The sequence below is a fragment of the Paracoccus alkenifer genome, assembly GCF_900108405.1.
In the GTDB taxonomy this organism is placed as follows: Bacteria; Pseudomonadota; Alphaproteobacteria; order Rhodobacterales; family Rhodobacteraceae; genus Paracoccus; species Paracoccus alkenifer.
The window spans coordinates 99359-126016 of record NZ_FNXG01000004.1; the positions used below are offsets into that span (position 1 = coordinate 99359).

At 66.3% G+C, this 26658-nt stretch carries 26 protein-coding genes and 1 tRNA gene; 9 read left to right on the top strand and 18 right to left on the bottom strand.

The window, feature by feature from the left end; translation table 11 throughout:
• The first annotated feature begins 500 nt into the window (after positions 1-500).
• From BLW83_RS15740 to BLW83_RS10940, 5 genes are all read left to right on the top strand, one after another.
• On the top strand, positions 501-755 hold the full coding sequence (locus BLW83_RS15740) for a hypothetical protein (protein ID WP_090848267.1): 255 nt from the start codon (positions 501-503) through the stop codon (positions 753-755).
• 801 nt (positions 756-1556) lie between these two features.
• The gene (locus BLW83_RS10935; protein WP_090848268.1) at positions 1557-2345 is read left to right on the top strand and encodes a hypothetical protein; all 789 of its coding nucleotides are present in this window, start codon (positions 1557-1559) and stop codon (positions 2343-2345) included.
• Positions 2346-2598: 253 nt separating this feature from the next.
• Complete coding sequence (locus BLW83_RS15485; protein WP_143042827.1) at positions 2599-3030, top strand: hypothetical protein; 432 nt, start codon at positions 2599-2601, stop codon at positions 3028-3030.
• Entirely contained in the window at positions 3027-3365 is a 339-nt protein-coding gene (locus tag BLW83_RS15490; RefSeq protein ID WP_143042828.1) for a hypothetical protein, read from the top strand. Before BLW83_RS15485 ends, BLW83_RS15490 begins: the two co-directional genes overlap by 4 nt.
• Positions 3362-3865 carry a hypothetical protein gene (locus BLW83_RS10940; protein ID WP_090848269.1) on the top strand — a complete coding sequence of 168 codons (504 nt, stop codon included), beginning with the start codon at positions 3362-3364 and terminating at the stop codon, positions 3863-3865. Before BLW83_RS15490 ends, BLW83_RS10940 begins: the two co-directional genes overlap by 4 nt.
• 283 nt (positions 3866-4148) lie before the next feature.
• Here the strand turns inward: BLW83_RS10940 and BLW83_RS10945 are convergent, their stop codons facing one another.
• From BLW83_RS10945 to BLW83_RS10960, 4 genes are all read right to left on the bottom strand, one after another.
• Positions 4149-4436: a BrnA antitoxin family protein gene (locus tag BLW83_RS10945; protein ID WP_090848270.1), complete on the bottom strand. Its 288-nt coding sequence runs from the start codon at positions 4434-4436 to the stop codon at positions 4149-4151.
• On the bottom strand, positions 4433-4675 hold the full coding sequence (locus tag BLW83_RS10950) for a BrnT family toxin (protein ID WP_090848271.1): 243 nt from the start codon (positions 4673-4675) through the stop codon (positions 4433-4435). The genes BLW83_RS10945 and BLW83_RS10950 overlap by 4 nt, the downstream gene beginning before the upstream one ends.
• A gap of 199 nt (positions 4676-4874) precedes the next feature.
• A tRNA-Cys gene (locus tag BLW83_RS10955) sits at positions 4875-4948 on the bottom strand.
• 171 nt (positions 4949-5119) lie between these two features.
• A complete protein-coding gene (locus BLW83_RS10960) occupies positions 5120-6346 on the bottom strand; it encodes an argininosuccinate synthase (RefSeq protein WP_090848272.1) in 1227 nt (408 codons plus the stop codon).
• A 120-nt stretch (positions 6347-6466) separates the two neighbouring features.
• On the opposite strand from BLW83_RS10960, the gene ilvA reads away from it, so the two are divergent.
• Both ilvA and BLW83_RS10970 read left to right on the top strand, forming a co-directional pair.
• Positions 6467-7714 (top strand): threonine ammonia-lyase IlvA, encoded by a 1248-nt coding sequence (gene ilvA / locus BLW83_RS10965; RefSeq protein ID WP_090848273.1) that lies wholly within the window; start codon positions 6467-6469, stop codon positions 7712-7714.
• Positions 7715-7856: 142 nt separating this feature from the next.
• The gene (locus tag BLW83_RS10970) at positions 7857-9149 is read left to right on the top strand and encodes a PP2C family protein-serine/threonine phosphatase (protein ID WP_090848274.1); all 1293 of its coding nucleotides are present in this window, start codon (positions 7857-7859) and stop codon (positions 9147-9149) included.
• Here BLW83_RS10970 and BLW83_RS10975 read toward each other — a convergent pair.
• The 9 genes from BLW83_RS10975 to BLW83_RS11015 form a co-directional block, all read right to left on the bottom strand.
• Positions 9142-9807, bottom strand: a complete 666-nt coding sequence (locus BLW83_RS10975) for a L,D-transpeptidase (RefSeq protein WP_090848275.1) — start codon at positions 9805-9807, stop codon at positions 9142-9144. The genes BLW83_RS10970 and BLW83_RS10975 overlap by 8 nt on opposite strands.
• Before the next feature lie 177 nt (positions 9808-9984).
• Positions 9985-10497, bottom strand: a complete 513-nt coding sequence (locus tag BLW83_RS10980) for a SixA phosphatase family protein (protein ID WP_090848276.1) — start codon at positions 10495-10497, stop codon at positions 9985-9987.
• 88 nt (positions 10498-10585) lie between these two features.
• On the bottom strand, positions 10586-11485 hold the full coding sequence (argB, locus tag BLW83_RS10985; RefSeq protein ID WP_090848277.1) for an acetylglutamate kinase: 900 nt from the start codon (positions 11483-11485) through the stop codon (positions 10586-10588).
• A 78-nt stretch (positions 11486-11563) separates the two neighbouring features.
• Positions 11564-14467: a calcium-binding protein gene (locus BLW83_RS10990; protein ID WP_245728811.1), complete on the bottom strand. Its 2904-nt coding sequence runs from the start codon at positions 14465-14467 to the stop codon at positions 11564-11566.
• 95 nt (positions 14468-14562) lie between these two features.
• Positions 14563-15693 carry a GNAT family N-acetyltransferase gene (locus tag BLW83_RS10995; protein ID WP_090848493.1) on the bottom strand — a complete coding sequence of 377 codons (1131 nt, stop codon included), beginning with the start codon at positions 15691-15693 and terminating at the stop codon, positions 14563-14565.
• Positions 15694-15724: 31 nt separating this feature from the next.
• Positions 15725-16066, bottom strand: a complete 342-nt coding sequence (locus BLW83_RS11000; RefSeq protein WP_090848278.1) for a hypothetical protein — start codon at positions 16064-16066, stop codon at positions 15725-15727.
• Entirely contained in the window at positions 16059-16517 is a 459-nt protein-coding gene (locus tag BLW83_RS11005) for a hypothetical protein (protein ID WP_090848279.1), read from the bottom strand. Before BLW83_RS11005 ends, BLW83_RS11000 begins: the two co-directional genes overlap by 8 nt.
• 191 nt (positions 16518-16708) lie before the next feature.
• Positions 16709-17167: a hypothetical protein gene (locus tag BLW83_RS11010; protein WP_090848280.1), complete on the bottom strand. Its 459-nt coding sequence runs from the start codon at positions 17165-17167 to the stop codon at positions 16709-16711.
• A gap of 191 nt (positions 17168-17358) precedes the next feature.
• Positions 17359-17817, bottom strand: a complete 459-nt coding sequence (locus tag BLW83_RS11015; protein ID WP_218139123.1) for a hypothetical protein — start codon at positions 17815-17817, stop codon at positions 17359-17361.
• Positions 17818-18239: 422 nt separating this feature from the next.
• Here BLW83_RS11015 and dksA point away from each other — a divergent pair, with 422 nt between their 5' ends.
• Positions 18240-18662, top strand: coding sequence for an RNA polymerase-binding protein DksA (gene dksA, locus BLW83_RS11020; protein WP_073067865.1), 423 nt, complete (start codon positions 18240-18242; stop codon positions 18660-18662).
• 33 nt (positions 18663-18695) lie between these two features.
• Entirely contained in the window at positions 18696-19844 is a 1149-nt protein-coding gene (locus BLW83_RS11025) for an FAD-dependent monooxygenase (RefSeq protein WP_090848282.1), read from the top strand.
• 78 nt (positions 19845-19922) lie between these two features.
• Here the strand turns inward: BLW83_RS11025 and glmM are convergent, their stop codons facing one another.
• The 5 genes from glmM to BLW83_RS11050 all read right to left on the bottom strand — a co-directional run bounded on the left by glmM (position 19923) and on the right by BLW83_RS11050 (position 26490).
• Entirely contained in the window at positions 19923-21269 is a 1347-nt protein-coding gene (gene glmM, locus BLW83_RS11030; RefSeq protein WP_090848283.1) for a phosphoglucosamine mutase, read from the bottom strand.
• Positions 21266-22267, bottom strand: a complete 1002-nt coding sequence (gene folP / locus BLW83_RS11035) for a dihydropteroate synthase (protein ID WP_090848284.1) — start codon at positions 22265-22267, stop codon at positions 21266-21268. The genes glmM and folP overlap by 4 nt, the downstream gene beginning before the upstream one ends.
• A gap of 23 nt (positions 22268-22290) precedes the next feature.
• Positions 22291-23088 (bottom strand): dihydroneopterin aldolase, encoded by a 798-nt coding sequence (locus tag BLW83_RS11040; protein WP_090848285.1) that lies wholly within the window; start codon positions 23086-23088, stop codon positions 22291-22293.
• 75 nt (positions 23089-23163) lie between these two features.
• Entirely contained in the window at positions 23164-23628 is a 465-nt protein-coding gene (locus tag BLW83_RS11045) for a cell wall hydrolase (protein WP_342707522.1), read from the bottom strand.
• A gap of 267 nt (positions 23629-23895) precedes the next feature.
• On the bottom strand, positions 23896-26490 hold the full coding sequence (locus BLW83_RS11050) for a putative PEP-binding protein (RefSeq protein WP_090848287.1): 2595 nt from the start codon (positions 26488-26490) through the stop codon (positions 23896-23898).
• Positions 26491-26658: the final 168 nt, after the last annotated feature.

The window sequence follows — 26658 nt, forward strand, 5'->3', positions numbered from 1 at the left end:
GCAAAAGCTATTACCTCTTATTACATATTATTAGCCAATAGCGTTTCTATACTCTTATGGATTCTAGTAGGACATAGTGGGACACTAGGGCAACACACTGAATTTATGTAATTTATCTTGTCCCACTGAAAGGGGGGCTAGCGGGACAAGCAGGACAGGAAATTTTCACAGTCCAAAACTCCAAGATTTACCACCGTCCCCATGATCGGCACGACCAGCACCGAGGCACCAGCCGGCCAGCGTCCCCATACAGCGCGCACAGGACGCACGAACCCCGCCAAGGCTGCACACGTTCCGCCCGGCACCCCGGGGCACCCCGGTATCAGTCCCGACGATCCGCACCAGCCCGACCAGCCGGCCAGCATCCCCATGTCGGGAACCGAGCAGTCCGAAGTATCCCGGCACCGTCCCGACGATCAGCACCAGCCGGTCAGCGCCGCCACACGACCAGCCAAGCCGAGGCTGTGAGCGTGAGCCTGGGGCCGATTGCCTCTCGGATCATGGACGCGATAGAGGCCGAGGAACCGGGCTTCCGGGGTGGATGGATCAACCGAAACCTTGCTCGCGACAAGCTGAAACGGGAAACAACCTCGCAGCAGCTTCGCAAGATCATCACCGAGGAACTAGGGGCGCATTATGTCGGTCGGCACCCGACAAAAATCTTCCAAGAAGGCAGCATTGCGCCTGAACTGTTCCGCATCGGTGAGCGGCGGTCGATGCAGCACTATGCAGCCGATCAGGGTTACATGGGCTAGAATCTTGAAAATTTCGACGAAAGGACGGGCCACGCTGGCCCGTTTTTTATTTTCAAAACTAGGTTCTGGTTTTCTGGATTTTTCTGGTTTGTTAAGTCGTTGATTGTAGTGAAAAAATCCAGAAAACCAGAACCGATCCGTGTTGAAAAATTCTAGAAAATTTCCACCGTCCTGATGATCGGCACGACCAGAACCGAGGCGCCAGCCGGCCAGCGTCCCCACGAACTGCCCGAGGCGGAAGGACGGCAACCCGCGCCGAACACGACCCGATGCAGCCCGATCCGCCCGGACGCCACCAGAGAACCCCGCCAAGGCTGCACACGTCCCGCCCGGCAGTCCGAAGCATCCCGGCACCGTCCCGACGATCAGCACCAGCCGGTCAGCGCCGCCACACGGCCCGCACAGCGCGCGGGACGGGCAACCCGCGCCATCCGACACCCGAGGCACCCGAACAGCCGAGATGCCGCCAGCGGCCCGCACAGGGCGCGCAGGGATGTGAAGACGGGCGGCTTGCTGGTCGCGCACCCCACACGGACCCCCATCGCTTTTGCGAGGTTTTCAGTCGGTTCGTTGTCGTGATTTAGCGCGCAGCGGACAGATGATCCGTTGCGCCAATTTTCAGATATGCGTGAAAAACATGGAATAGATTCGGGCGAGAGGCTTCCCGCGCGGCCCCTGTAGCCAAGGCGTAGCCATGTGGTCGGATTTTGACCCCTTTTCTTCGGTATGGAGCGCCTAGCAGGGCGGCGTCGGGCGCGAGTATCGTAAAGGCAGTTGAACCCCCGGATAAAGGAAAGCCCCATGCCAGAAGACATTCAGCCCGCCCCCGATGATCGAATTCATTTCCGCCTGTCCAGTATCGACAGGGGGACGGTTGCCACCGTGAACGTTGGTTCGCGCAGCGCATCGTTTCTCGCAGGCACGGCGCTTTCGCAGCATCCGAAATTCGGGCCGATCATCAAACCGCTTGACGGAATCGTTGCGGCCTCGCTCGAACGCTTGGCAGCGCGCAATCTGGACGGCTATACCGGCCCGGCTCTTGAACGCGAGGTTTCTACGGAACTGGCCCGAATCCGGCCCGCGCTGCTGGCTGCAATCGCAGGCGTTCGTGAAATCCGCAGCAACCACCAACTGCGGAAAGCCCGGACGTTGGATTTCAACCGAGAGGTCAACGCATCGCTGCGCAGCGACCTGCGGCGGTTCTGGGCCGGTCATGATTCCCCGCAACGGCTGAAACTGGCTATCGACGGCGACTGGCTGCTGCTTTCGGCACTGATTGAATCAGGACAGGATTTCAGCGGATTGTCGAATGAACTGTGGAATCAGGTCGAGACGCGATTCATGATCCTGAATCATGTGAAAATTGCCGGTCTCGATTCTTCGCATGTCATTCCTTCGACCACAGAATACTTGACCGGCGCGGGCACCGACCACGCCGCAGCATTCAAGACCGCCGAACAGGCAGTCCGGGCATGGGAGGTCGAATCCGATCTTCTGGACCTGGCCGAAGATTATTTTCAGGCGTTGGTTCGAGCCTTGATGCTGGTCAGTAACAAGAGCGCAACGGAGATTGCCGGGCTGCCGGTGTGATCGAAAATCTGGACGGGGTTTTGCAGCCCCGTCCTAACCGTGATGAAAGGTAAACACCGATGCGCGCCGTGCTGTCTGCGAAACCATATCTCACGATGAAGGAAATCCGTGCTGCGTTTGGTTATAGCCCGCAATATCGCGTGTGGTTGTCCAATGAGAAAGGATTTCCAAAACCGAAAGCCCGTCTCTATGACACTGCAAGCGTGGTTGCATGGGCAAGGCGCCACGGGTGGACCGTGGAGGTAGTATGAAGATGAACGATAAAGCCGAAAATAACCTAACAGATTCGGTGGCTTACAATAACCCGAAGACGGGCCGATTTCAGCCGGGAAATCCCGGGAAACCTCGCGGCGCAAGAACAAAATTTTCACAAGCCACATTGCAAGAAATCGTTTCAATGAAGGATGATGCGGTTGCGGTTCTAAGAAATCGAATCGCTGCCGGGGATGGCGATGCAGCCCGTTGGGTGCTGGAACGGATCGTAGGAAAAAGCGCCCGATTTGTTGAATTATCGGGCGTCACGCCCGAGGCAATCGGACAGGATTTGCAGGATGGTGCCCTAACCGTGGATGAGGCGAAGGACGTGGCCTTGGCTGTTTCTCGGTTGGCCGGAATCGAACGGATAGCACAACTCGAAGAGCGGCTGGACGAATTGACCCGGCTGCTCAAGGGAACGTCGCTTTGACACTGGCGCGCAAGATTCGGTATGTTTCGAAAATTACACAGCGCGTCAGAGAAATTATGCCGAAGAATGGGGACAGACTTGCTGGCCTGTCACCGAAGGTGCGCGCCCTCTGTGAGAATTATATTAGAACCGCATCGCCCGAGCGGAAATACCATGACCTGGTGAACGATTGCTATCCGCTACCGGGTTTGCCTCGGGAACCCTTGAAAATAGATTCCAAGAATGACCTGTTAACGGTCATGCAGGACGCCTATCGCGTCGAAATTGAATCCGGCAGAAAGCAGATGGAACTTCGCCAGTTATTCGAGAGGCTACGGGAAGGGGTTGCGAAATGATTGTCAGCCGGTTTGTGTTTATGCCACTAAAAGCCTTGATCGACCTAGAAGCGCGAACTGTTGAGACGTGCAATTCCATTGCCACAGGTCGTGCGATTCTTGATGATGAGTGGCACGGCATTCCGAGGGTGGATTTCATCGCAGCCGATGAATGGCAGGTCGGCCCTGCGTTTATCACTCGCGAACAGCATCCCCGGAAGCGTGGCGTGGCGTTCGTCCTGCATGTCGGGCCGCGCGACCTTTACACGGTCACGGCTGCGATTGCGGAAGTTTACCTAATGCGCGATGGCAAGCTGCCGTCCTGCATGACCGTGATGAAACCGTTTTACGGCAATCCTGATTCAGCCTTGAGAACCATGATTGCAACCGCCTGCGGCCTGCGCATCGACCCGGCAATCACCGCCTTCGCCAAGCGCGCCTATGCCGCAGACCCGGCGCGCTGGGACGGTATTCGCGCAGCCGCAGCCCGTCACCGGATCGGGCATGGAAGGATTCATTGAGCGCGCCGCCCCGTCTCGATCATATAGACGCCCGCGCTTGCCGTGACCTTTGGCTGGCCGTGTTGTCCACCATGCTCCTCGATCTACAGGGAAAGCCCGGACCTGCGCAGCGGGCCGCAGCGGCTTGGTTTGACCGTGGCCCGGATATGCTGATGGTCGCGGCGCTGGCTGGCCTGGACGGGCATCTTATCCGCGAACGCCACCGGGCCGGGAAGCTGGAGGTTCTGGACCCCTATGCCCGCAGCGGCAGGCGGTCGGGCAGTCCCTCGAAGCGCGCTGCGGCTTAAATCTTCGCTTCTCGCAGCGCCGCGTTCATGCGCGACTGCCAGCCCGGCCCGGTCGCCTTAAAGCGTTCCAGAACGTCAGGATCGAGCCGCAGCGAGACGGCCACCTTCGGATTCTTCGCACGGGGACGCCCGCCCATATTCCGCCGCATCGCGTCTGCGAGGGCGGGGAATGCTTCGGTGAAGGGACGTGCCTGCGCAAGTTGTTCGTCGGTGGCTTCGGGCGCGTCCGGGTCGCTGGCGATCATCCGTTGAATCTGTTCTTCGGTCGGGTGTTTCTTGCTCATAACAGACCCCTTTCCTTCTGGCTGGCCGGGCGCATCGAAATGACCGATACACCTTCGGTTCCAAGCAGGGCGAACACGACTGCGACGGTTCCATCTGCCAGCCGTCCAATCGCCATGTGCCGCCCGTTCTTCGCGGGGACGACAAGCGCGGCCAGAAAGAACGCTTCATCCAGATCGGCAAAATCCAAGCCGTGCTTGGCAAGGTTGCTCTGGCGCTTCGGTTCATCCCACACGATCATAGGTTATTGTATATACGAAAACCTTGCCGAGTTTCAAGGGCGCTTGCACCCTGCCGCGCCTTGGCCACAGGAAGCAGGCACTCGGGCGACCCGAACCAACCCTCATGACGCCGCGTAGTTTTTAACCAGCGTGGCTACAAGATGGCTACATCATGCGAACAGCCAAAGGGGAAGTTTCATCTAACTGCCTGAAAAGGCTTGGAGGCGGGTACCGGAATCGAACCGGTCTTCACGGATTTGCAATCCGCTGCGTAACCTCTCCGCCAACCCGCCGCCTTGAGGTCAGGGACAGATAAGCGAAACCACGCCCCCCTGCAAGTCGTTCCGCAGCTTCGGCGGCGCCGACGGCAGCGGGCGCGGCGGGTCGTGCCCGGCCCGACCCTCGGGCCGGGGCGGAATATATCGGCGCGGGCCCGGCGCAGGGTCGGGCCGCGCCGCGTTGGTTTACTTTACGCGGGCGTTGCGGTTGCCGATCAGCTTCAGCCGCAGCGCATTCAGGCGGATGAACCCGGCCGCGTCCTTCTGGTCGTAAGCGCCGGCGTCGTCCTCGAAGGTCACATGCGCCTCGGAATACAGGCTCATCTCGGACCAGCGCCCGACGCAGCTGACCGAACCCTTGTAGAGCTTGAGCCGCACCGTGCCCGAGACATATTCCTGCGACTTGTCGATCAGCGCCTGCAACATCTCGCGTTCCGGGCTGAACCAGAAGCCGTTGTAGATCAGCTCGGCATAGCGCGGCATCAGGCTGTCCTTGAGATGCCCCGAGCCGGAATCGAGGGTGATCTGCTCGATGCCGCGATGCGCCTCGAGCAGGATTGTGCCGCCGGGGGTTTCGTAGATGCCGCGCGACTTCATGCCGACAAAGCGGTTTTCCACGAAATCCAGCCGCCCGATGCCGTGCTTGCGGCCGTATTCGTTCAGCGCGGTCAGGATCGTGGCCGGCGACATCGGCTGGCCGTTGATCGCGACGGCATCGCCGCGCTCAAAGCTGACCTCGATATGTTCGGGGGTGTCGGGCGCATCCTCGGGATTCACGGTGCGCTGATAGACGTATTCGGGCGCTTCCTCGGCGGGATTTTCCAGCGCCTTGCCCTCGGACGAGGTGTGCAGCAGGTTCGCGTCAACGCTGAACGGAGCCTCGCCGCGCTTGTCCTTGGCGATCGGAATCTGGTTCTGCTCGGCAAATTCGATCAGCCGCGTGCGCGAGGTCAGATCCCATTCCCGCCAGGGCGCGATCACCTTGATCGAGGGGTCCAGCGCATAGGCCGACAGCTCGAACCGGACCTGGTCGTTGCCCTTGCCGGTCGCGCCGTGGGCCACGGCATCGGCGCCATGCGCCTGCGCCAGCTCCACCAGCCGCTTGGAAATCAGCGGCCGCGCGATCGAGGTGCCCAGCAGATACTGCCCCTCATACAGCGCATTGGCGCGGAACATCGGGAACACATAGTCGCGCACGAATTCTTCGCGCAGATCCTCGATATGGATGTTCTCGGCCGGGATCCCCAGCATTTCGGCCTTGGCGCGCGCGGGCTCCAGCTCTTCGCCCTGGCCCAGATCGGCGGTAAAGGTGATCACCTCGCAGCCGTATTCGGTCTGCAACCACTTCAGGATGATCGAGGTATCCAGCCCACCCGAATAGGCAAGAACCACTTTTTTCGGCGCTTCGGTCATCAGCGGGCCCTTTCAGTCCAGATTTTCCCTGCGGATATGGGGTTTTTCAGGGTCCGGCAAGGGGAAGCCAAGCGTGTCGCGGCGCTGGCAATCCGGGACAGGCGGCCCTATTCCTGCCACATGAGCGAACCGAACACCCCTGTCCAACAGGCCAGTGCAGCGCTGCGCGCGCTGTTCGAGCCGACGCCGCTGCAACGCAACGACTTTCTTTCCGCCCGTTACGGGGCCGAAATCTTTCTGAAACGCGAGGATCTGACGCCGGTGCGCAGCTACAAGCTGCGCGGCGCCTTCAACGCGATGCGCCGGGCGGGGGCGGCCCCGGGGGCGCATTTCGTCTGCGCCAGCGCAGGGAATCACGCGCAGGGCGTGGCCTTTGCCTGCCGCCATTTCGGGGCCGAGGGCACCATTTTCATGCCCGTGACGACCCCGCGGCAAAAGATCGACAAGACGAGGGTGTTCGGCGGCGGCGCGGTCGAGATCGTGCTGACCGGGGATTATTTCGACCAGACCCTCAAGGCCGCGCAAGATTTCACTGCGGCGCATGGCGCAACCTTTCTGTCGCCGTTCGACAATGCTCATGTGATCGAGGGCCAGGCGACGGTCGCCGCCGAGATTCTTGAGCAGATCGAGGGTATCCCCGACATCATCGTGCTGCCGGTGGGCGGCGGCGGGCTGGCGGCCGGGGTGACCTCGCTGCTGCGGGCGTCGTATCCCGAGACGCGGTTTGTGTTCGTCGAACCCCGCGGCGGCGCCAGCCTGCGCGAGGCGCTTGGGGCCGGGCATCCCGTCAAGCTGCCGGCTGTCGACAACTTTGTGGACGGCGCCGCAGTGGCCCGAATCGGCGATCTCCCTTTCGAACAATTGTCACGTTTTTCGCCCAGCGACGTCATTGTCGCCCCCGAGGACCGGGTCTGTGCGACCATGATCGAGTTGCTCAACATCGAAGGCATCGTGCTTGAGCCGGCGGGCGCGCTGGCCGTCGATGCGCTGCGCGACCTGGACGCCGAGGGCGGGCTTGAGGGCAAGCGGGTCGTGTGCATCTGCTCGGGCGGGAATTTCGACTTTGAGCGGCTGCCCGAGGTGCGCGAGCGGGCGCAGCGTTGGGCCGGGCTCAAGAAATACTTCATCCTGCGCCTGCCGCAGCGGCCGGGGGCGTTGCGCGAGTTCCTGAACCTGCTGGGCCCCGAGGACGACGTGGCGCGGTTCGAATATCTCAAGAAATCGGCGCGCAACTTTGGTTCGGTGCTGATCGGGATCGAGACCAGCAGCCCTGCCAATCTTGAGGCGCTGTCCGAACGGCTGGCAGCGGCGGGATTCGACTGGCGCGACATCACCGGCGATCCGGTTCTGTCGGAATTCCTGATCTGATCCCACCCCGTGGACCAACCCCGCAATGCATGCGAATCATGGCGCGACTCCTATCCTTACCCATGGATAGCCATGTAATCGTTGATAAAATATAAACAGCCGCGTTAACCGGCTGTTCAGGATCGCACGCTAATGTCGGCGCATGAGACTGCCGAATCGGGCCACTTCCGTCACTTTGCGCAACTCCGGCCGCGATTCGCGCCGGCGGCTGGTGCTGCTGGCCGACGGCGATCACAAGCGGCGCCGGGCGCTGTCGCGCGAGCTGACGCAGGCAGGGTATCTGGTGCTTGAGGTCGCCGATGGAACCGTCGCGCTGGAAATTTGCCGCGAACGGGAACCCGACCTGATCCTGGCTGATTTCACGCTCGAACGGCTGTCGGGGCTGGATCTGTGCCGGGCGCACCGGGCATTGCGGCGGCAAGGCTATGGGTATTTCATCCTGCTCAGCCCCGACAGGCGCCGCGTGGACGTTGCCGGTGCCCTGCAAGCCGGCGCCGATGAGCTGGTGGTCCGGCCCGTCGCGGGGGCAGAGCTTCTGGCGCGAATCGCCGCGGCCGAGCGGGTTCTGGATATGCAAGACAACCTTGCCGCCGCGAATCACGAACTGCAAACCGCGCTGGAACGGCTGAGCCAGACGCAGGAACAGATGAATGCCGACCTTCGCGCGGCCCGGCGGTTCCAGCAAGCGATGCTGCGTGAACACCAGCAGCGTTTCGGTCCGTTCAGGATTACGCTGCTGATGCGCCCGGCCGGGATGATTGGCGGGGATTTCGTCGGATTTCATCGGCTTGCAGACGATACCGTCGGAATTCACGCGGTTGATGTGTCGGGACAGGGCGTTGCGGCGGCACTGCTGACGGCGCGATTGTCCGCGCAGATCGAAACGATGGCCCATGACCTGCGGGCCTCGGTTTCGGGGCTGGTGACGGCGCTGAACGACATGATGCTGGATGGCCCGCAGACGGACGCCTATCTGACGATGGTCTATGCCCGGCTGGATCTGGCGCGCGGGCAGGTGCGTCTGGTGCAGGCGGGCCATCCCCACCCGGTGATCCAGCGTGCGGATGGCCGCGTCGAACAGGTCGGCCATGGCGGATTGCCCGTGGGGGTGGTCGCAGACGCCCGCTATGACGAGCTTGAGATCGCGCTGGACCCCGGCGACCGGATGCTGATCGTATCGGACGGCATCACCGAGGCGGTGGGCCCAAGGGGGGACATGCTGGGGTCCGAGGGGCTGCGGGCGATTTTGCAACTGAATGCGCCGCTGTCGGGCCATGCGCTGCTGGAATCGATGTCCTGGTCAGTGTCAAGCTTTGCCAGCGGCGACAAGGCCGACGACCGCTCGGCAGTATTGATCGAACACCTGCCCGGCGCGGCCGTGCTGCCGCATCCAGGCGCCCGCCCGGACGACGCGCCGCCCGAACCGCCTACATGATCAGCACCTGCGTCCCCACTTTGGTCAAGTTATAAAGCTGCACGATATGTTCGTTATACAGCCCGATACAGCCGTTCGAGGATTTCCGGCCGATCTTGCGCGTATCATGCGTGCCGTGGATGCGGTAATACTGCCAGCTCAACCACAGGGCGTGCGTGCCCATGGGATTGTCCGGCCCGGGCGGCACGAAATCGGGCCATTCGGGGTTGCGCTTTTTCATCTCGGGGGTCGGCGCCCAGCTGGGGCCCTCGACCTTTCGGATGATCTCGGTCCGGCCGGTGCGGGTCAGGTCGGGGCTGACCGGGACCGACGTCGGGAACAGGCGGAAATCGCTGCCGTCCTCGGACCAGAAGCTGAGCGCCCGAGAGGTCAGGTCGACCAGGATCGCGCCGTTCTTCAGCGTGGTGAAATAGGGGCGCCAGTCGTGCATCCGAAAGCTGGACACGTTGCGGCGGTTGTCTTGTGTCGCATCGACCTGGACCACGCCCGCATCCGGCGCGGCCCCCGGCGCGACCGGCAGGATTCGCCGCAGCATCTGGCCCGTCCAGGGATCGACGCCCTGAGCGGCAACGGGGCCGGCCAATCCCGCCGCACCCAGCGCGGCCGATGCTGCAAGAAAGCGGCGCCGGCTGAAGGCGGACGAGGGGTTCGCGGACATGGATTTTTCCTTTCTGCCTTGGCCCTTCCGGCTCTTGCGGCGCAATTGCTCGAAGATCTGCTGTCAGCAGATAGCCCGGACGCGGTGCAGATCAACTCAAACCCGTGTCATCAGCCCCGATTTCCCCTGCATTGCGGTCGCACGGTCACAAGCGGCGCGACCGGCGCGCAGGCCGCATCATCCGTCCAGCCGCACGAAATCCCTGACGCTGCCAAGCCCGGGGCCGACCTCGGCCCAGTTGGCAGTCTGGAAATCCAGCACGAGCGTCGCCGCCGTCGGATAGCTGCGGAACTGCGGATCCATCGGCACCCGCGACGGCAGCATGGCGGCAAAGGCGGCAATGCCGGGGTTGTGGCCGATCATCATCACCGTGGGCGCCGTCGCCGTGCGCAAGACCCGCAGCATCGTTTCAGGATCGGCGTGATACAGGGCAGGCTCGATCCGCAGGACCGGCAGCGTCTCGAACACCGCCTCGGCCGCGCAGTCCCAGGTCTCGGCCGTGCGGCGAGAGGACGAGCACAGCACCTCTTCGGGGTCATAGCCGCGGCCGGCCAGCCAGTCGCCCAACGCCCGCGCCGAACGCCGGCCGCGTGCGTTCAGCGGGCGGTCATGGTCGGAAACCGAAGGATCGTCCCAATCCGACTTGGCGTGGCGGGTCAGGATCAGGCGGCAATGTCCGGGTGGTGTCATCCTGATCCGTCCCTTTGCGTAGTTGCGGCAATGAATTAGACTGCCACCCGATCATCGCGCCCGCAAGCGGCTCTGCGAAAGACAGGCGTCAAAGTTCGCTTCCGCCCTGGCGCAGCCCGTGCGGCTTGATCCGCGGCTCGGTCGAGCGGATCAGGCTGCCGGCCCCCTGTTCGGTGAAAAGCTCAAGCAGCGCGGCATGGGGCACCCGCCCATCCAGAATCACCACGGCGCGCACCCCCTGGGCCAGCGCCTCCAGCGCGGTTTCGGTCTTGGGGATCATCCCGCCGGCGATGGTCCCGTCCGCGATCATCGCGCGCACCTGGTCCGGGTGGATCTGCGTCAACACCTGCCCCGAGCCGTCCTTGACCCCCGCCACATCGGTCAAAAGCAGCAGCCGGTCGGCCTGCAACGCGCCGGCGATGGCCCCCGCAGCGGTATCGCCGTTGACGTTGAAGGTTTCGTTATCCGCCATGCCGGTCGCGACCGGGGCGATCACCGGGATCAGCCCGGCGGTATAGAGATCGCGGATGATCTGGACGTTCATTTCCACCGGGCGGCCGACAAAGCCCAGCTCGGGGTCGTCGGCTTCGCACACCATCAGGTCGTCGTCCTTGCCGGAAATCCCGATGGCGCGGCCTCCGGCGTCGTTGATGGCCTGGACGATGCGCTTGTTCACCAGCCCGGCCAGCACCATCTCGACCACCTGGACGGTTTCCTTGGTGGTGACGCGCTTGCCGCGGACGAAATGGCTTTCGATGCCCAGCCGGCCAAGCAGTTCGTTGATCATCGGCCCGCCGCCATGAACAACAACCGGATGGATGCCGACCTGTTTCATCAACACGATGTCGCGGGCGAATTCGGACATGGCGTCGTCGTCGCCCATGGCGTTTCCGCCGAATTTCACGACGACGACCGCACCGGCATAGCGCTGCATATAGGGCAGGGCCTCGGACAGGGTGCGGGCGGTGGTGACGAAGTCTCGGTCCATGCGCTGCGGTCTCATGCGGAAAGGAATCCCTGTTTCTGCCGCGACGCTAGGCAATGCGCACCACAAGGTAAATAGCGGCTACAGAATGAAATCCCCTTCGGACAGGATCGGCGCGTTGTTCAGCAGGATCGCCATGTCGGCGATACCATCGCCGTTCAGATCGGCCTCGACGATGGTGCGACCGCCGTGAAAGAACCAGCGCAGCTCGCCCGCGGCGCCCGAAAACGACTGATCGCCGATCAGATGCAGCCCCAGCCCGGTGAACTGCATCCGATCCTGGCCGGGGATGAAATCGGTGATGCGGTCCTCGGCCCCCGGGCGCGAATCGCCGGCGTCGTCAAAGATGAACACATCCGCCCCGATCCCGCCGGTCAGCGTGTCGGCGCCGGGCCCGCCGTGCAGCGTGTCATTGCCGTGGCCGCCGATCAGCCAGTCGTTGCCGGCACCCCCGTAAAGCAGGTCGTCGTCCCAGCCGCCGTCCAGGGTATCATCGCCGTCGCCGCCATAAAGCACGTCGTTGCCGCCCTCGCCCATGAGCAGGTCGTTGCCTTCATCCCCGTAAAGCGTGTCGTTGCCGATCCCCCCGAACAGCCGGTCGTTGCCCGTGCCGCCATAGATCAGGTCGTCACCGCCGTTGCCGCGCAGCGTGTCATTGCCGGCGCCGCCGTAAATCGTGTCGTTGCCGCCCTCGCCATAGATGAAATCGTCGCCGTCGTCGCCATACAGCAGATCCTCATCCTCGCCGCCAAAGATCAGATCGTTGCCGGGGCCACCATAGATCACGTCGCGCCCCGGCCCGCCCAGGATCAGGTCGTCGCCGGCACCGCCGTAAATCGTGTCGTTGCCGGGGCCGCCCAGGATATTGTCGTTGCCGCCGCCGGCCTCAATCCAGTCGTTGCCCGCGCCGCCGCGGATGGTGTCGTGCCCGTCGCCCGCGTAGAAGCGGTCGTTGCCCGCGCCCCCGAACATCATGTTGTTGCCTTCAAGGTCGATAAAGACGTTGTCGCCGTTCAGGTCCAGCAGCAGGTCGTCGCCCGGCCCCCCTACCATGGTGTCGTTGCCGGCCATGCCGAACAGGCGGTCGTTGCCCGGCCCGCCGTCGATATAGTCGTCGCCGGCGCCGCCGTTGATGCGGTCGTTGCCCTCGCCGCCATAGATCATGTCGTTGCCGGTCTCGCCCGCGATCAGGTCGTCGCCGTCGCCGCCCCAGATCGTGTCGTTGCCCGCCCCGCCCATGATCAGGTCGTCACCCGCCCCGCCATACAGCAGATCGTTGCTGCCCGCGCCCCAGATCGTGTCATCGCCATCGCCCCCGAGGATACTGTCCGCCCCCTCTCCGCCATGCAGGAAATCGTCCAGATCGCTGCCAAAGATGGTGTCGTCGCCCCCGTAGCCGTAGATCGTCGATCCCCCGCGCGAGGCGGTCAGCACGTCGCCGATCGCCGTGCCGTGGATGGTCGAGCGCACGTCGGGCGGCTGGTAATGGGTGATCGGGAACAGCGAGTTGTCAAAATGGCTGGCGTCCAGCGGCTGGCCGTCGCGGGTGTGGACATCGATGATGGTTTCGCCGAAACGAATACTGATACCGTCCGGCAGCGGCTGAAAGCGCAGCTGCTGGACCGAACGGATCATCCCCAGCATCGACAGGTCGATACGGTCGATGCCGGGTTCATAATCGCCGATCTGCACCTTTCCGGCGATGGGCAGCGGGACGAAGGTATCCGCTCCGTTCCCGCCATACAGCCAGACGGTACGGTTGCCGGCGATCAGGATGTCGTCGCCGTCGCCGCCGTTGATGCGCGTGGTGCCGTTGCCGCCCTGAATCAGGTCGTTGCCGGCGGTGCCGTCATGCGCCCCCGCGCCGACCTGCACGGTCCGGCCGATGACGCCGGGGTCGATGATGAACTGGCTGACGCCCTGTTCCACCTGCGAGGCCGCGAACACCGCGATCTTGCCGCCCACCTCGCGCACCGCCAGGGCCGAGACGTCCATCAGCGTGGTGTCCAGCTGGTCCGCGATGGTATCAAGGTGGATCAGCCGCCCGTCGGGCGACAGGGTAAACAGGCTCAGCCCGTCGTCGGTCCCGCCGGCCACGATATAAGCGCGGCCGTCGATGGTCACGGCCTCCATCACCGTGGCGTTCTGGAACCGCGTGGTCAGTTCGTCGATGACGTGATCGACCGGGATCAGCGCGCCGTCGGGCATCACCCGCACCGTGGTCAGCGACGAGCTTTGCGCCGAGCTGACCACCAGAAAATGCCGGCCCGCGACCTCGACCGCCGCGATGTCGCGCGGCCCGTTGAAGCCGGTGCCGTTGTCGGCGCTGAAAAACTCCGCAGGCTCAAGCGAGCCATCGGGCCGGACCCGGTGCGAGGCGATGAAATTCCCCCGCGTCGAGGCGCTGATCAGCAAGTCCAGCCCGCCGACCCGCAAGGCCAGCACCGAATCGATCTGCGCGCCCGGCGGCAGGCCGGCGGGGATTGTGGTGCTGTCGCCGCGCAGCAACTGCCCGTTCGGCTGCTGGTGCCACAAGGTCACGCCCGCCTGCCCGTGGGTCGTGCCATGGACCAGCGACAACCCGCTGGCGGTGGTAAAGCTGCCGGCATTCAGCAGGTTCGCCGGCAGTCCCGCACCGGCAAGCCCCGAATCCGCGCCGCCGCGCCCGGTTTCCGTCAGGAAATACGCATGTTCCGCCCCCTGCCGCAGCCCCGTCGCCAGCAGCGACACCCCGCCCGGCCGGTCGATCAGCACCGCCTGCGGATCGGCCAGATGGGTCAGCTGCTGGTGATATTCATGATCGCCCAGCCAGCGCAGCGCGGCATCTGCCCCGTCCACGCCCCAGATCGACAGCCCCCCGCCCCCATAGGTCACGCCGACCAGCACGACCTGCGTGCCCACCTGCCCCAAGGTCAGGTCGGACAGGTTTTCGACATAGCCCTGCGTTATTGTTGCCACATGCTGGAAACCGACCATAAGCCCCATCACCCCCGGAAATCAGGACCGATACTGCCCTCTTTCGGATTAACAGAGGATGACCCGCGCCCCGGTTTTTACCTTGGATTTTACCGGCCCACGGGTCAGCCGCGCCGGAACGGGCCGAATTCCGCGGTTTCCGCGATGTCGTCGCCGACCAGCCGGATTTCGCGGCGCAGGTAATCCTCGACCGCGCGGCGGAACCCCGGATCGGCGATCCAGTGCAGCGAGTGCGTTTCAGCCGGCATATAGCCGCGGGCAAGTTTGTGTTCGCCCTGCGCCCCGGCCTCGACCCGCGACAGCCCCTGCGCGATCGCAAAGTCGATGGCGCGGTGATAGCACAGCTCGAAATGCAGGCAAGGGTGATCCTCGATACAGCCCCAATAGCGGCCGAACAGCGCGTCCTGCCCGATCAGGTTCAGCGCGCCGGCGACCGGGCGGCCGTCGCGTTCCGCCAGCACCAGCAGGCAATCGTCGCGCATGGTCTGGTGCAGCAGGTCAAAGAACGCCCGCGTCAGATAGGGCCGGCCCCATTTGCGCCCGCCGGTGTCCTGATAGAACGCCCACATCGCGTCCCAGTGTTCCGGGCGCAGGTCGTCGCCGGTCAGGGACAGGATCCGGCCGCCGAACGCATTGGCGCGTTCGCGTTCCTTGCGCAGCGCCTTGCGCTTGCGGCTGGACAGCGCGGCCAGAAAATCATCGTAGCTGGCGTAACCCGCGTTCAGCCAGTGGTATTGCGTGCTGGTCCGCCCCAGCCAGCCCTGCGATTCGCCGAAAGCCCGTTCCCCCTCCGTGCAAAAGGTCACATGGACCGAGGACAGCCCCGCCTGCCCCGCCACCTGCGCCATCGCCGCCAGCAGCGCCCCCTGCACCCGGCTGTCGCGGGCGATCAGCCGCGGGCCGGTCACGGGGGTAAAGGGCACGGCGCATTGCAGCTTGGGGTAATACTGCCCGCCGGCGCGGTGCCACGCCTCGGCCCAGCCGTGGTCAAAGATATACTCGCCCTGGCTGTGGGTTTTCAGATAGGCCGGCGCCACCCCCACCACCTGCCCGGCCGCCCGCGCCACCAGATGCGAGGGATGCCAGCCCGTCCCCTCGCCCACCGACCCCGAGACCTCCAGCGCCGACAGGAAACGGTGGCTTGTGAACGGATCGCCGCCCGCCCCGCAGGCATCCCACAGGGCGGCATCAACCGCGTCGATGCGGGGCAGGACGGAAACGCTCAGCTCGGCCATGACGCCCAAGATAGGCACTGGCGCGCCGGGTTCAAACGTCTGGCGCTGCCACGGGACCGCGACAGCCAGCAGCCCGAAGGTCACTGACCTTTTCAGCGACCGCGACCGGCCCGCCACGCAGCAGCAGCGCCGTCCAGCCATGCCCGGCCTCGCCGAGCCGAAGCCATTCGATGCCCAGCCGCTGCGCATCGCCTTCGGCCTTGAAATCCTGCACCGTGCCCGGCCAGGCCGGCCCCTCGTGCCACAGCTCGCCCTCGATAAGGATCACATCCTTGGGGTGAAAGCTGGATTCGTCGCGGGTGATCGCATCGCCCCCGCCCGAATTCGTCGCGGGTGATCCTGTCGACGCCCCGAAATCCCGCAGGCTAGGCAATGCTGTAGCGCCTCCCAATCTCGGCCAGCACCTCGCGCGAGCGCGGCGAATGATGCGGCGCATCGAGATATTCGGCATAGGGATAGTCAAAGATGCGGGCCTGCCGCACTGCCTCCAGCTGGTCGGCGGGGCCGAACAGCACAAAGAATTCATGCCCGCCCGGCATCCACAACCGCAAGCCGCCCGGAAAGGCCAGCAGCAGATCATAGGCACATAGCTCGTCAACCAATGTGGCGGCCTGCGGCAGGGTCAGGCCGGGATGCACCTGCGTCGCCCGGCTGAATTCATGGCTCCACAGCACCACCGACCCGGGCTTGGCCAGCGCGCCAAGGTCGAGGATATCACCACCAAAGACCGACTCGGGCAGCGGCATCGCCACCAGCCCCGCCGCACGCACCGCCTGCGGGTCCAGCGTATCGCCATCGGGGAAAAAGCGGGCAAATTCGTCCATGATTGTCCTTTTCCGGGCAGAAACGGCCCGCCGCCTTGCGGTTGCGGGCCAGTCACGACCCTCCCCTCACATGCCACCGCGCGTCTTGGGTCAATGTCACATCCTCGGGGTGAAAGATCATTGCCAAAACCGATCCGCACCTGCCCGCCACCGTCGCGGGTAATCCTGTCGAGGCCCCGAAATCCGCCAAGCTAGGCAATGCTGTAGCGCCTTCCGATCTCGGCCAGCACCTCGCGCGAGCGCGGCGAATGATGCGGCGCATCGAGATATTCGGCATAGGAATAGTCAAAGATGCGGGCCTGCCGCACTGCCTCCAACTGGTCGGCGGGGCCGAACAGCACAAAGAACTCGTGCCCGCCCGGCATCCACACCCGCAACCCGCCCTGATACGCCAGCAGCAGGTCATAGATACCCGATTCAAAGGCCAGTCGGGCGGCCCGTGGCGGCGTCAGGCCGGGATGCACCTGCGGCGTCGAGCCGAGCACCCAGTTCCACAGCATCATCGGCCCGGGCCCGGCCAGCGCGCCAAGGGCGATGATCTGATCACGGATGGCAAGTTCCGGCAGCGGCATCGCCGCCAGCCCCGCCGCACGCACCGCCTGCGGGTCCAGCGTATCGCCATCGGGGAAAAAGCGGGCAAATTCGTCCATGATTGTCCTTTTCCGGGCAGAAACGGCCCGCCGCCTTGCGGTTGCGGGCCAGTCACGACCCTCCCCTCACATGCCACCGCGCGTCTTGGGTCAATGTCACATCCTCGGGGTGAAAGATCATTGTCAAAACCGATCCGCACCCGCCCGATACCGTCGCGGGTGACCCTGTCGAGGCCCCGAAATCCGCCAAGCTAGGCAATGCTGTAGCGCCTCCCGATCTCGGCCAGCACCTCGCGCGCGCGCGGCGAATGATGCGGCGCATCGAGATATTCGGCATAGGGATAGTCGAAGATGCGGGCCTGCCGCACTGCCTCCAACTGGTCGGCGGGGCCGAACAGCACAAAGAATTCATGCCCGCCCGGCATCCACAGCCGCAACCCGCCCGGAAAGGCCAGCAACAGATCATAGGCCCAGAGATCATCGGCCATCGTGGCGGCCTGCGGCAGGGTCAGGCCGGGATGCGCCTGCGTGGGCCGGCTGAATTCATGGCTCCACAGCACCATCGGCCCGGGCCCGGCCAGCGCACCAAGGGCAAGAATTTCGTCATGGGAGGCAAGTTCCGGCAGCGGCATCGCCGCCAGTCCCGCCGCGCGCACCGCCTGCGGGTCCAGCATATCGCCATCGGGGAAAAAGCGGGCGAACTCGTCCATCATGGCCTCGTCTCAGGGGGCTCGGCTCGGCGGTCATGGCCGGTGTGGGGCTGCGCGCAGCGCGAGTGTTGCGGTTTCCCGGCGTCGGCCTGCCCCCCTTTCGCCATGTCCGACCCCGAACCCGGTCTTTTGCCAGACCATGGCATCATTTTCCGGGTCCGTCACCGGGTCGCGGCAACCGGCGCCGTCACCGGGTCGCACGACGGGGCACGGATTGCGGCCGAACCAGGCGGCATCGGCGGATCCCTGTGCGGTGGACGCCGGGGCGGGTCTGGCGTCACGCCGACACCAGGCCCGGCCCCTTTGCACGGCAAGTTGCCCCATGCGCGGGGCCGGCGGCTATTTCCTTCCCCCTGCTCATCCTTTAAGTGGACGCCGAACGGACCGGGCAGCGACCTGTCCCGGACCTCGCCGGAGGAACCATGAAGCGCCAGACTTTCCTTCCCGATGAATACCGTCCCGCCGAGGACGAGCCCTTCATGAACGATCGCCAGCTGGAATATTTCCGCCGCAAGCTGCTGGCGTGGAAACAGGAACTGCTGGCCCAGTCGGCCGAAACGCTCGAGGGGCTGCAAGACAGCGCCCGCAACGTCCCCGACATCGCCGACCGCGCATCCGAGGAAACCGACCGCGCCATCGAACTGCGCACGCGCGACCGCCAGCGCAAGCTGGTCAGCAAGATCGACGCGGCGCTGCGCCGGATCGACACTGGCGAGTTCGGCTATTGCGAAATGACCGGCGAGCCGATCAGCCTCAAGCGGCTGGACGCGCGCCCCATCGCCACGATGACGCTGGAGGCGCAGGAAAAACACGAACGCCGCGAGCGTGTTCACCGCGACGACTGACGGCAAGCCCTTGGCAACAAGGACAAATCCGCGATGATCCCGGCTGCGGCATCCCCTAACGCGGCCCCCGGCGCATTGTCCGGCCGCGCCGTCACCATCATCGGCGGCGGTATCGGCGGGCTGACCGCGGCGCTGGCGCTGGCGCAGCGGGGGGCGCGGGTCTCGGTGCTGGAACGCGCAGGCATGCGGCGCGAGGTCGGCGCCGGCATCCAGATCAGCCCCAATGCCGGGCGGGTGCTGGACGCGCTGGGGCTGACCGAGGCGTTTCATGCGGCCTCACACCCCTCGCACGGGGTCGAGTTGCGCGACCACCACGGCGCGCTGGTGCTGCATCTCGACTTTGCCCGCTGGCGGCCCGATGCGCCCTTTCGCACCATCCACCGCGCCCGGCTGGTCGAGCTGCTGGAAACCGCCGCCCGCGCCCATGGCGTCAATATCCACCTGAACAGGTCGGTCGAATCGCTGCCCCAAGCGCCGCTGCTGATCGGCGCCGACGGGCTGCACAGCCTTGTGCGCAGGGCGCTGAACGGGGCCGAGACTCCGTTCTTCACCGGCCAGAGCGCGTGGCGCGCAATCATTCCCGATGACGACCCGCAGCCGCTGACGCGCGTGTTCATGGGCAACGGCCGGCATCTGGTCAGCTACCCGCTGGGTTTCGGACAGCGCAATCTGGTGGCGGTGCTGGAACGCGACGACTGGACCGGGGAACGCTGGTCGCAGACCGACGACCCCGCCAATCTGCGCCGCGAATTTGCCGGCTTTGGCGGCCCGGTCCCCGGCTGGCTGGACCGCGTGGCCGAAACCGGGCTCTGGGGGCTGTTCCGCCATCAGGTCGCCGCGCGCTGGCAGGACGGGCGCATGGCGATCCTGGGCGATGCGGCCCACCCCACCCTGCCGTTTCTCGCCCAGGGCGCCTGCATGGCGATCGAGGACGCCTGGACGCTCGCCGCCTGTCTCGACGCCGACCCCGACCAGGGCCGCGCCCTGTCCCGCTATCAGCAGCTGCGCCAGCCCCGCTGCACCCGCATCGTGGCCGCCGCCACCGCCAACGCCCGCAACTACCACCTGTCCGGCCCGAAACGCCTCGCCGCCCACACGGCGCTGCGGCTCGCGAACCGCCTCGCCCCAAGCACCGCGTTCGAGCGTTTCGCCTGGGTCTACGACCACGACCCGACCGCCTGAGCTCGCAGGGTTCGGGCGGTCCCAAATATCCCGGGGGAGTCGCGCAGCGACGGGGGCAGCGCCCCCTTTACGCCGCCTTTACGCCGCCGCCTTTTCCACCGCCGCAACGATGCCGTCCACGACCTCGCGCAGCACCGCCTCGTCCTCGGCCTCGGCCATGACCCGGATCAGCGGCTCGGTGCCGGATTTGCGGATCAGCACCCGGCCCGATTGCGCCAGCCGCGCCTCGGCCGAGGCGATCTCGGCCCGCACGGCGTCAGCCGACAGCGGGTCGGCGCCGGCGGCATAGCGCACGTTCTTGAGCATCTGCGGCACCGGGGTGAACTGGCGCAGCAACTCGCTGGCGACGCAGCCGCTGTCGGCCAGCGCCGCCAGCACCTGCAACCCCGCGATCAGACCGTCGCCGGTGGTGGCGTAATCGGTCATCACGATATGGCCCGACTGCTCGCCGCCAAGGTTATAGCCCGCGCCGCGCATCCGCTCGACCACATAGCGGTCGCCGACGGCGGTGCGTTCCAGCCGCAGCCCGCGCCCCGTCAGGAACCGCTCAAGCCCCAGGTTCGACATCACCGTCGCGACCAGCGCGCCGCCGCGCAGCCGGCCCGCATCGGCCCAGCGCGCCGCCAGCAGCGCCATCAGCTGGTCGCCGTCCGCGACATGGCCCTGTTCATCGACAATCATCACCCGGTCGGCGTCGCCGTCCAGGCTGATGCCCAGATGCGCGCCATGTTCGCGCACGGCCGCCGCCGCGGCCTCGGGGTGGGTCGAGCCGACGCCGGCGTTGATGTTGAACCCGTTCGGCTCGACCCCCAGCGGGATCACCTCGGCGCCCAGTTCCCACAGCACATCCGGCGCGGCGCGATAGGCGGCGCCGTTGGCGCAGTCGATCACCACCCGCAGCCCGTCCAGCCGCTGCCCGGCCGGGAATGTGGTCTTGGCGTATTCGACATAGCGCCCGCGGCCGTCCTCGATGCGCTTGGCGCGGCCGATGCTGGCCGGTTGCGCCAGTGCGATGTCGCCGGCAAGGATCGCCTCGATCCCGGCCTCGGCCTCGTCCGACAGCTTGAAGCCATCGGGGCCAAAGAACTTGATGCCGTTGTCCTCGGCCGGGTTGTGGCTGGCGGAAATCATGATCCCCAGATCCGCCCGCATCGAGCGGGTCAGAAACCCCACCGCCGGCGTCGGCACCGGCCCCAGCAGCAGCACGTTCATCCCGGTCGAGGTCAGCCCCGCCGTCAGCGCGTTTTCCAGCATATAGCCCGACAGCCGCGTGTCCTTGCCGATCACCACGCGGTGGCGGTTGCGGCCGTCGCGGCGAAACCAGCGCCCGGCGGCGGCGCCCAGCCGCAGCGCCATCTCGGCGGTCATCGGGTGGGTGTTGGCCCGGCCGCGCACCCCGTCGGTGCCGAAAAGCTTTCTGCTCATGGTTTCCCTGTTCCCGTTACCGCCTGCCACAACGCCAGCCCCTGCCTTGTCCCGGCCACGTCATGGACCCGGTGGATCTGCACCCCCTGCGCCACCGCCGCCAGCGTCACCGCCAGGCTGCCCGGATCGCGCGCCGCCGCCCCCCCACCGCCCGCCGCCCCGCCGGCCAGCGTCCCGATGAAGCTCTTGCGCGAGGCGCCCAGCAGCAGCGGCACGCCAAGCCCATGATAAAGCGAGATCCGGCGCAGGATTTCAAGATTATGCTGCAAGGTTTTCCCGAAACCGATGCCCGGGTCGATCACGATGCGGTGCCGAGGGATGCCCGCGGCCTCGGCCCGGGCGATGCGGGCCTCAAGCGCGTCATAGACATCCAGCAGCACATCGTCATAGCGCGGGTCGTCCTGCATCGTCTCGGGGACGCCCTGCGCGTGCATCAGGCAGACCGCCGCTCCCGTTTCCGCCACCGCCAAGGCCATCTCGGGGTCGAAATCAAGCCCGGACACATCGTTCACCATCACCGCCCCGGCCGCCACCCCGGCGCGCGCCACCGCGGCCTTGCGGGTGTCGACGGAAACCGGAACCCGCCCCGCAAAACCGGCGATCGCGGGGGTGATGCGGGCGATTTCGGCGGCGACCTCGATCGCGCGCGCGCCCGGTCGCGTCGATTCGCCGCCGATGTCCAGCAAATCCGCGCCCGCATCCAGCAGCGCCTGCGCATGGGCGATGCCGCCATCGGCATCCCAGCGCCCGCCGTCGGAAAAACTGTCCGGGGTCACGTTGACGATGCCCATGATCCGCGGCCGGTCCATGGCCAGCCCGGCCACGGGAGGGCGGGGTGCGGTCAGCGCGGCGAGCACCCCGGCCGGCGCCTCATGAACGATGCGAGGGCGCGCGCCACGGGTCAGCAGCTCAAAGGCCGAAAACCCGATCCGGCCGCCCGCCAGCCGCCAGCGGCCGTGGGCATCGGGCAAGGGGCGGAAATATTCTGCGTCGGCCATGGCGTCGCTTTCGCTGGGCAAACTCAGCCGGGCAGCACCCGGACGGGCAGGCGGAAACCAAGGGCGGCGGGGGGCAGGCTTTCACCCTTGTGCAGCGCCCAGTCAATGGCGGTCGCATCCAGCCGGTCGGCCAGCCACAGCGCCAGCGCCGCGGGGTCGGCGGGCAGGTCGGTGTCCGCCACCATCCGCGCCGGCGCCCAGACCACGGCGACCCCGTTCGCGGCCGCCCAGTCGAGTTCCGTGCGGCTGTCGGCGACGGTGATCCCCAGTTCGCCCGCCAGCGCCCAGGCGGCCTGATCCAGCGCCAGCAGCGCGATGCGCCGCGCATTGGCGCCCTGCGTGCCCGACTGCGGCGGCATAGGCGGGGCTACGGGGATCACGATCAGCGCCCCTTGGGGCAGCAGGTCCAGCCGCCGGCCCATGACCAGCAGCGCCGGACGCGCGACGCTGGCCGTGGCCTGCACCCGCCCGGCACGGCGGGTCAGCGTCACCCCCAGCGCCCCCGGCACGCGGTCGAGTTTCTCGATGCTGACCGTCACCTCGGCCGCCAGCGGCTGCGCCAGCACCTGCGCGGCGATACGCTCGGCCAGGGTTTCCAGCAGGTCATAGCGCCGGTCGGCCAGCCCGTCGGCCACCGCCCCGGTCAGCACGTCATAGGACAGGATGCGGTCCACATGGTCGTCCACGCCCGACACAGGCCGCGCCAGCGCCACCTCGACGTTGAAACGCAGGCGCTGCTGGCGGCCGCGCTCGCTTTGAAACGCGCCGATTTCAGCGGCAACGACATGGTCGCGCAGGTGGATGCGGTCGGGCTGGTCCATGGGGCTTCATTGGAACGAACGCGGCCCCGCCGCAAGGGCAGGGCCGATACGTTGATCCCGCCTGTCGGGAAAACCTTAGTTCGAGGCCACCCGCTGCCCGCCGCCCCGGCGGTAAAAGATATGGCTGCCGATCCGGGTGGTGCGGGTAAAGCGCTTGGCCCAGGACGGCTTGACATAGGTGGTGTGGAAATAGGTGGCCCCGTCGGTCAGGCTGCGCGGCGCGCCCGACAGCGCCTCGAGCGCGATCTTTTCGGCCCGCATCGCCGCGCCGCGTTCGCGCATCCGCAGGCTGCCGCCCTTGTAGCTGAACTGGCCGCGCTGGTTGACCACGCCGCAGACCGAATTCGGAAAGGCCGGATGGTCGACGCGGTTCAGGATCACCTCGGCCACGGCGCGCTGGCCGGACACGGGTTCGCCCCGCGCCTCGAAATACAGCGCCTCGGTCATGCATTGCAGGGCCGCGCCCGGGACGGCTGCATCCGCCCGCGCCTGGATCAGCCGCTCGGGCCCGCCAGCACTGGCGCGTGCCTTCTGGGCCATGGCTCCGGCGGGGAGGGCAGGAAGGGCCAGCGCGACACACACACCGACGTGCGCCAGCCTTTTCAGCAGCTTGCTCATGAAGGACTCGTCTATCCGTTGCACGCGGGCCGGGCACAGAGGCATCGGGCCGCGGGGCAGGAAATGCGCCCCCGCTGCCGGGGGTTGCCAGTCCAAGAAACCGTGAACGCCGGAACCGGGCCGGATTCAGGGTTAACCGGCAATTTTCCGCCGATGCGAAAACGGCGGTTCGGCAAGTTCCGGCCCCGGCTACCCGGTTATGCGACCCAGCCCCGCCCAGTCGTCCGGCTCGGCCCCCGAATCGAGATCGACCGATTCGGCCAGCCGCTGGCGGATCGCCTCTTGCGCCGCGGCCAGCCGGGCGACCGGCACCCGAAAGGGCGAGCAGCTGACGTAATCCAGCCCCGCGCGCTGGCAAAAGGCGATGGATTCCGGGTTTCCGGCATGTTCCCCGCACATCGCGACGGTAATTCCGGGCTTGCGCTCGCGCGCCCGGGCGGTGCCGATCAGCACCAGCTCGCCCACGCCTTCGTCGTCGAGGATGTGGAACGGATCCTCGGCATAGACCCCCTGCCCGACATAGCTGCCCATGAAGCGGGCGGCATCGTCGCGCGACAGCCCATAGGTCATCTGGGTCAGGTCGTTGGTCCCAAAGGACAGAAACGCGCAATGCTCGGCAATATCGCCCGCCCGCAGCGCGGCGCGCGGGGTTTCCACCATGACCCCCAGCCGATAGTCGAAATCGGTCCGGGTCTCGGCGCGGACGGCGGCGGCGATGCCCTCGACCCGGTGGCGGACCAGCTCGACCTCGCGCATGGCGCTGACCAGCGGGATCATGATCTCGGGGACCACGCCCTGCCCGCTGCGGCCGACATCGACGGCGGCCTCGAAGATGGCGCGGGCCTGCATCTCGTAGATTTCGGGGACGGTGATGCCCACCCGCACCCCGCGCATCCCCAGCATCGGGTTGTATTCGGCCAGCGCCTCGACCCGGCGCACCACGTCCGACAGCGGCAGGTCCAGCGATTCGGCCAGCTCGCGCATGCCTTCGCGGTCGTGGGGCAGGAATTCATGCAGCGGCGGGTCGAACAGGCGGATGGTGACGGGGTAGCCGTCCATGATGCGAAACAGCGCGGTAAAGTCGGCGCGCTGCATCGGCAGCAGGCGATCCAGCGCCAGCCGCCGGTCCTCGGGCTGATCGGCAAAGATCATCTCGCGCATGGCGGGCAGGCGTTCGTCGTCAAAGAACATGTGTTCGGTGCGCACCAGCCCGATGCCCTGCGCGCCGAACATGCGGGCGGTGCGGGCGTCCTCGGCGGTGTCTGCGTTGCCGCGCACCTTCATGCTGCGCGCCGTGTCCGCCCAGTCGAGCAGCTGGTTGAAGCTTTCGTCCAGCGCGGGTTCCAGCATCGCGGCGGCGCCGGCCAGAACCTCGCCCGAGGTGCCGTCGACGGTGATTTCCTCGCCCTCGCGGAAGATGCGGTCGCCCGCGCGCAGCACCCGCCCGCGCAGGTCGATGGCGATCCCCGAGGCGCCGACGATGCAGGGCAGCCCCAGCCCGCGCGCGATCACCGCCGCATGGCTGGACATGCCGCCGCGTTCGGTCAGCACCGCGACCGAGGCATGCATGCCGCGGATATCCTCGGGCAGAGTCTCGCGCCGGACCAGCACGCAGGCTTCGCCCCGCGCGGCGGCGGCCTGGGCTGCGGCGGCGGAAAAGGCGATGCGGCCGGTGGCGGCGCCGGGGCTGGCGGGCATCCCGCGGGTCACGATGTCGCGGGGCGCGCGCGGGTCAACCTGATGGTGCAGCAGATCGGTCAGCGCCCGCGGCTGCACGCGCATCAGCGCCTGTTCCGGCGGGATGATCCCGTCGCGCGCCAGCCCGACGGCGATACGCACCGCCGCCCGCGACGAGCGCTGCACCCGGATCGCGTCGATGATCGACAGATGCCCGTCGGCCACCACGAACTCGATCTGCATCTCCTCTTTCAGCCGCTCGCGCGCGGCGACGCCAAAGCGGACCAGATCGGCAAAGACCGCGGGCGACGCCTGTTCCAGCGAGGGGCCACGGGGGTCGCGGGTCAGATAGATCGTCTCGGCATCGCTGCGCCTGGCGCTGCCCTGGGTCTGGCCGCGAAAGCGCCCGGTGATGCGCGGCGCGCCGGTCAGGCTGTCGACGAACTGGATCGAGCCGGAACCCGTGACCCCCGGCCCCAGCGCCAGCGCCATTTCCTGCACCACCAGCCCCAGCGGCGCATCCGCCGGCGCACCCTTGGCCTGACGCAACAGTCGCGCGGTCGGGCCTTCCCACGCGCGGGCCATGGACCGCAGCACCTCGACCAGCTGGCGGGCGGGATCCTGGGGGAAATCCTCGTCGGTTTCGTGGTGGAAGCTGTCCAGCGTGTCGGCCAGCGTCGCGTCGGGATCGCTGAACATGTCCGGGTCCAGCCGCGCCACATGGATCGCATAGGCCTGCACAAAGCCGCGATACAGCGCATCGGCGGCCTCGACCCCCAGCGACTGCGCCAGCCGGGCGTGGCGGGCGGCGTTCATGCCGACGTTCAGCACCGTCCCCGGCCCGCCCCATTCCGGGTCCATCGCCGAGGGCCGCACGCCCACCAGCCCCCTTGTGTCGCTGATCAACTGCTCCAGCCCGGCCGGAGGCAGGGGCCGCCCCGCCGCGATGGCCCGCACGGCCGAAACCGGAATCGCATAGCTGCGCGGGACCGGCAGATCCATGCGGATAAGCCGTTGCAGGCATTTCGCCCGCCAGCCATGGGCCGCGGCGGACACCGGGGCCGAAGGGGTGATCTCGACGATCGACAATTCAGTGGGCTGATCCATGGGCCGGCACCCTAAGCCCCCGCCGCTTATCCTCGCAAGAGCGAAGCTGCACGCGGCCACGGTCACAGGGGGCTTCCGCCCCCGCCGCCTGCGGCGGCTCCCCCGAGGATATTTGGGGCAAGATGAAAGAGCCGGGGCTTTCGCCTTGCTTCAAATATCCATGCGCGG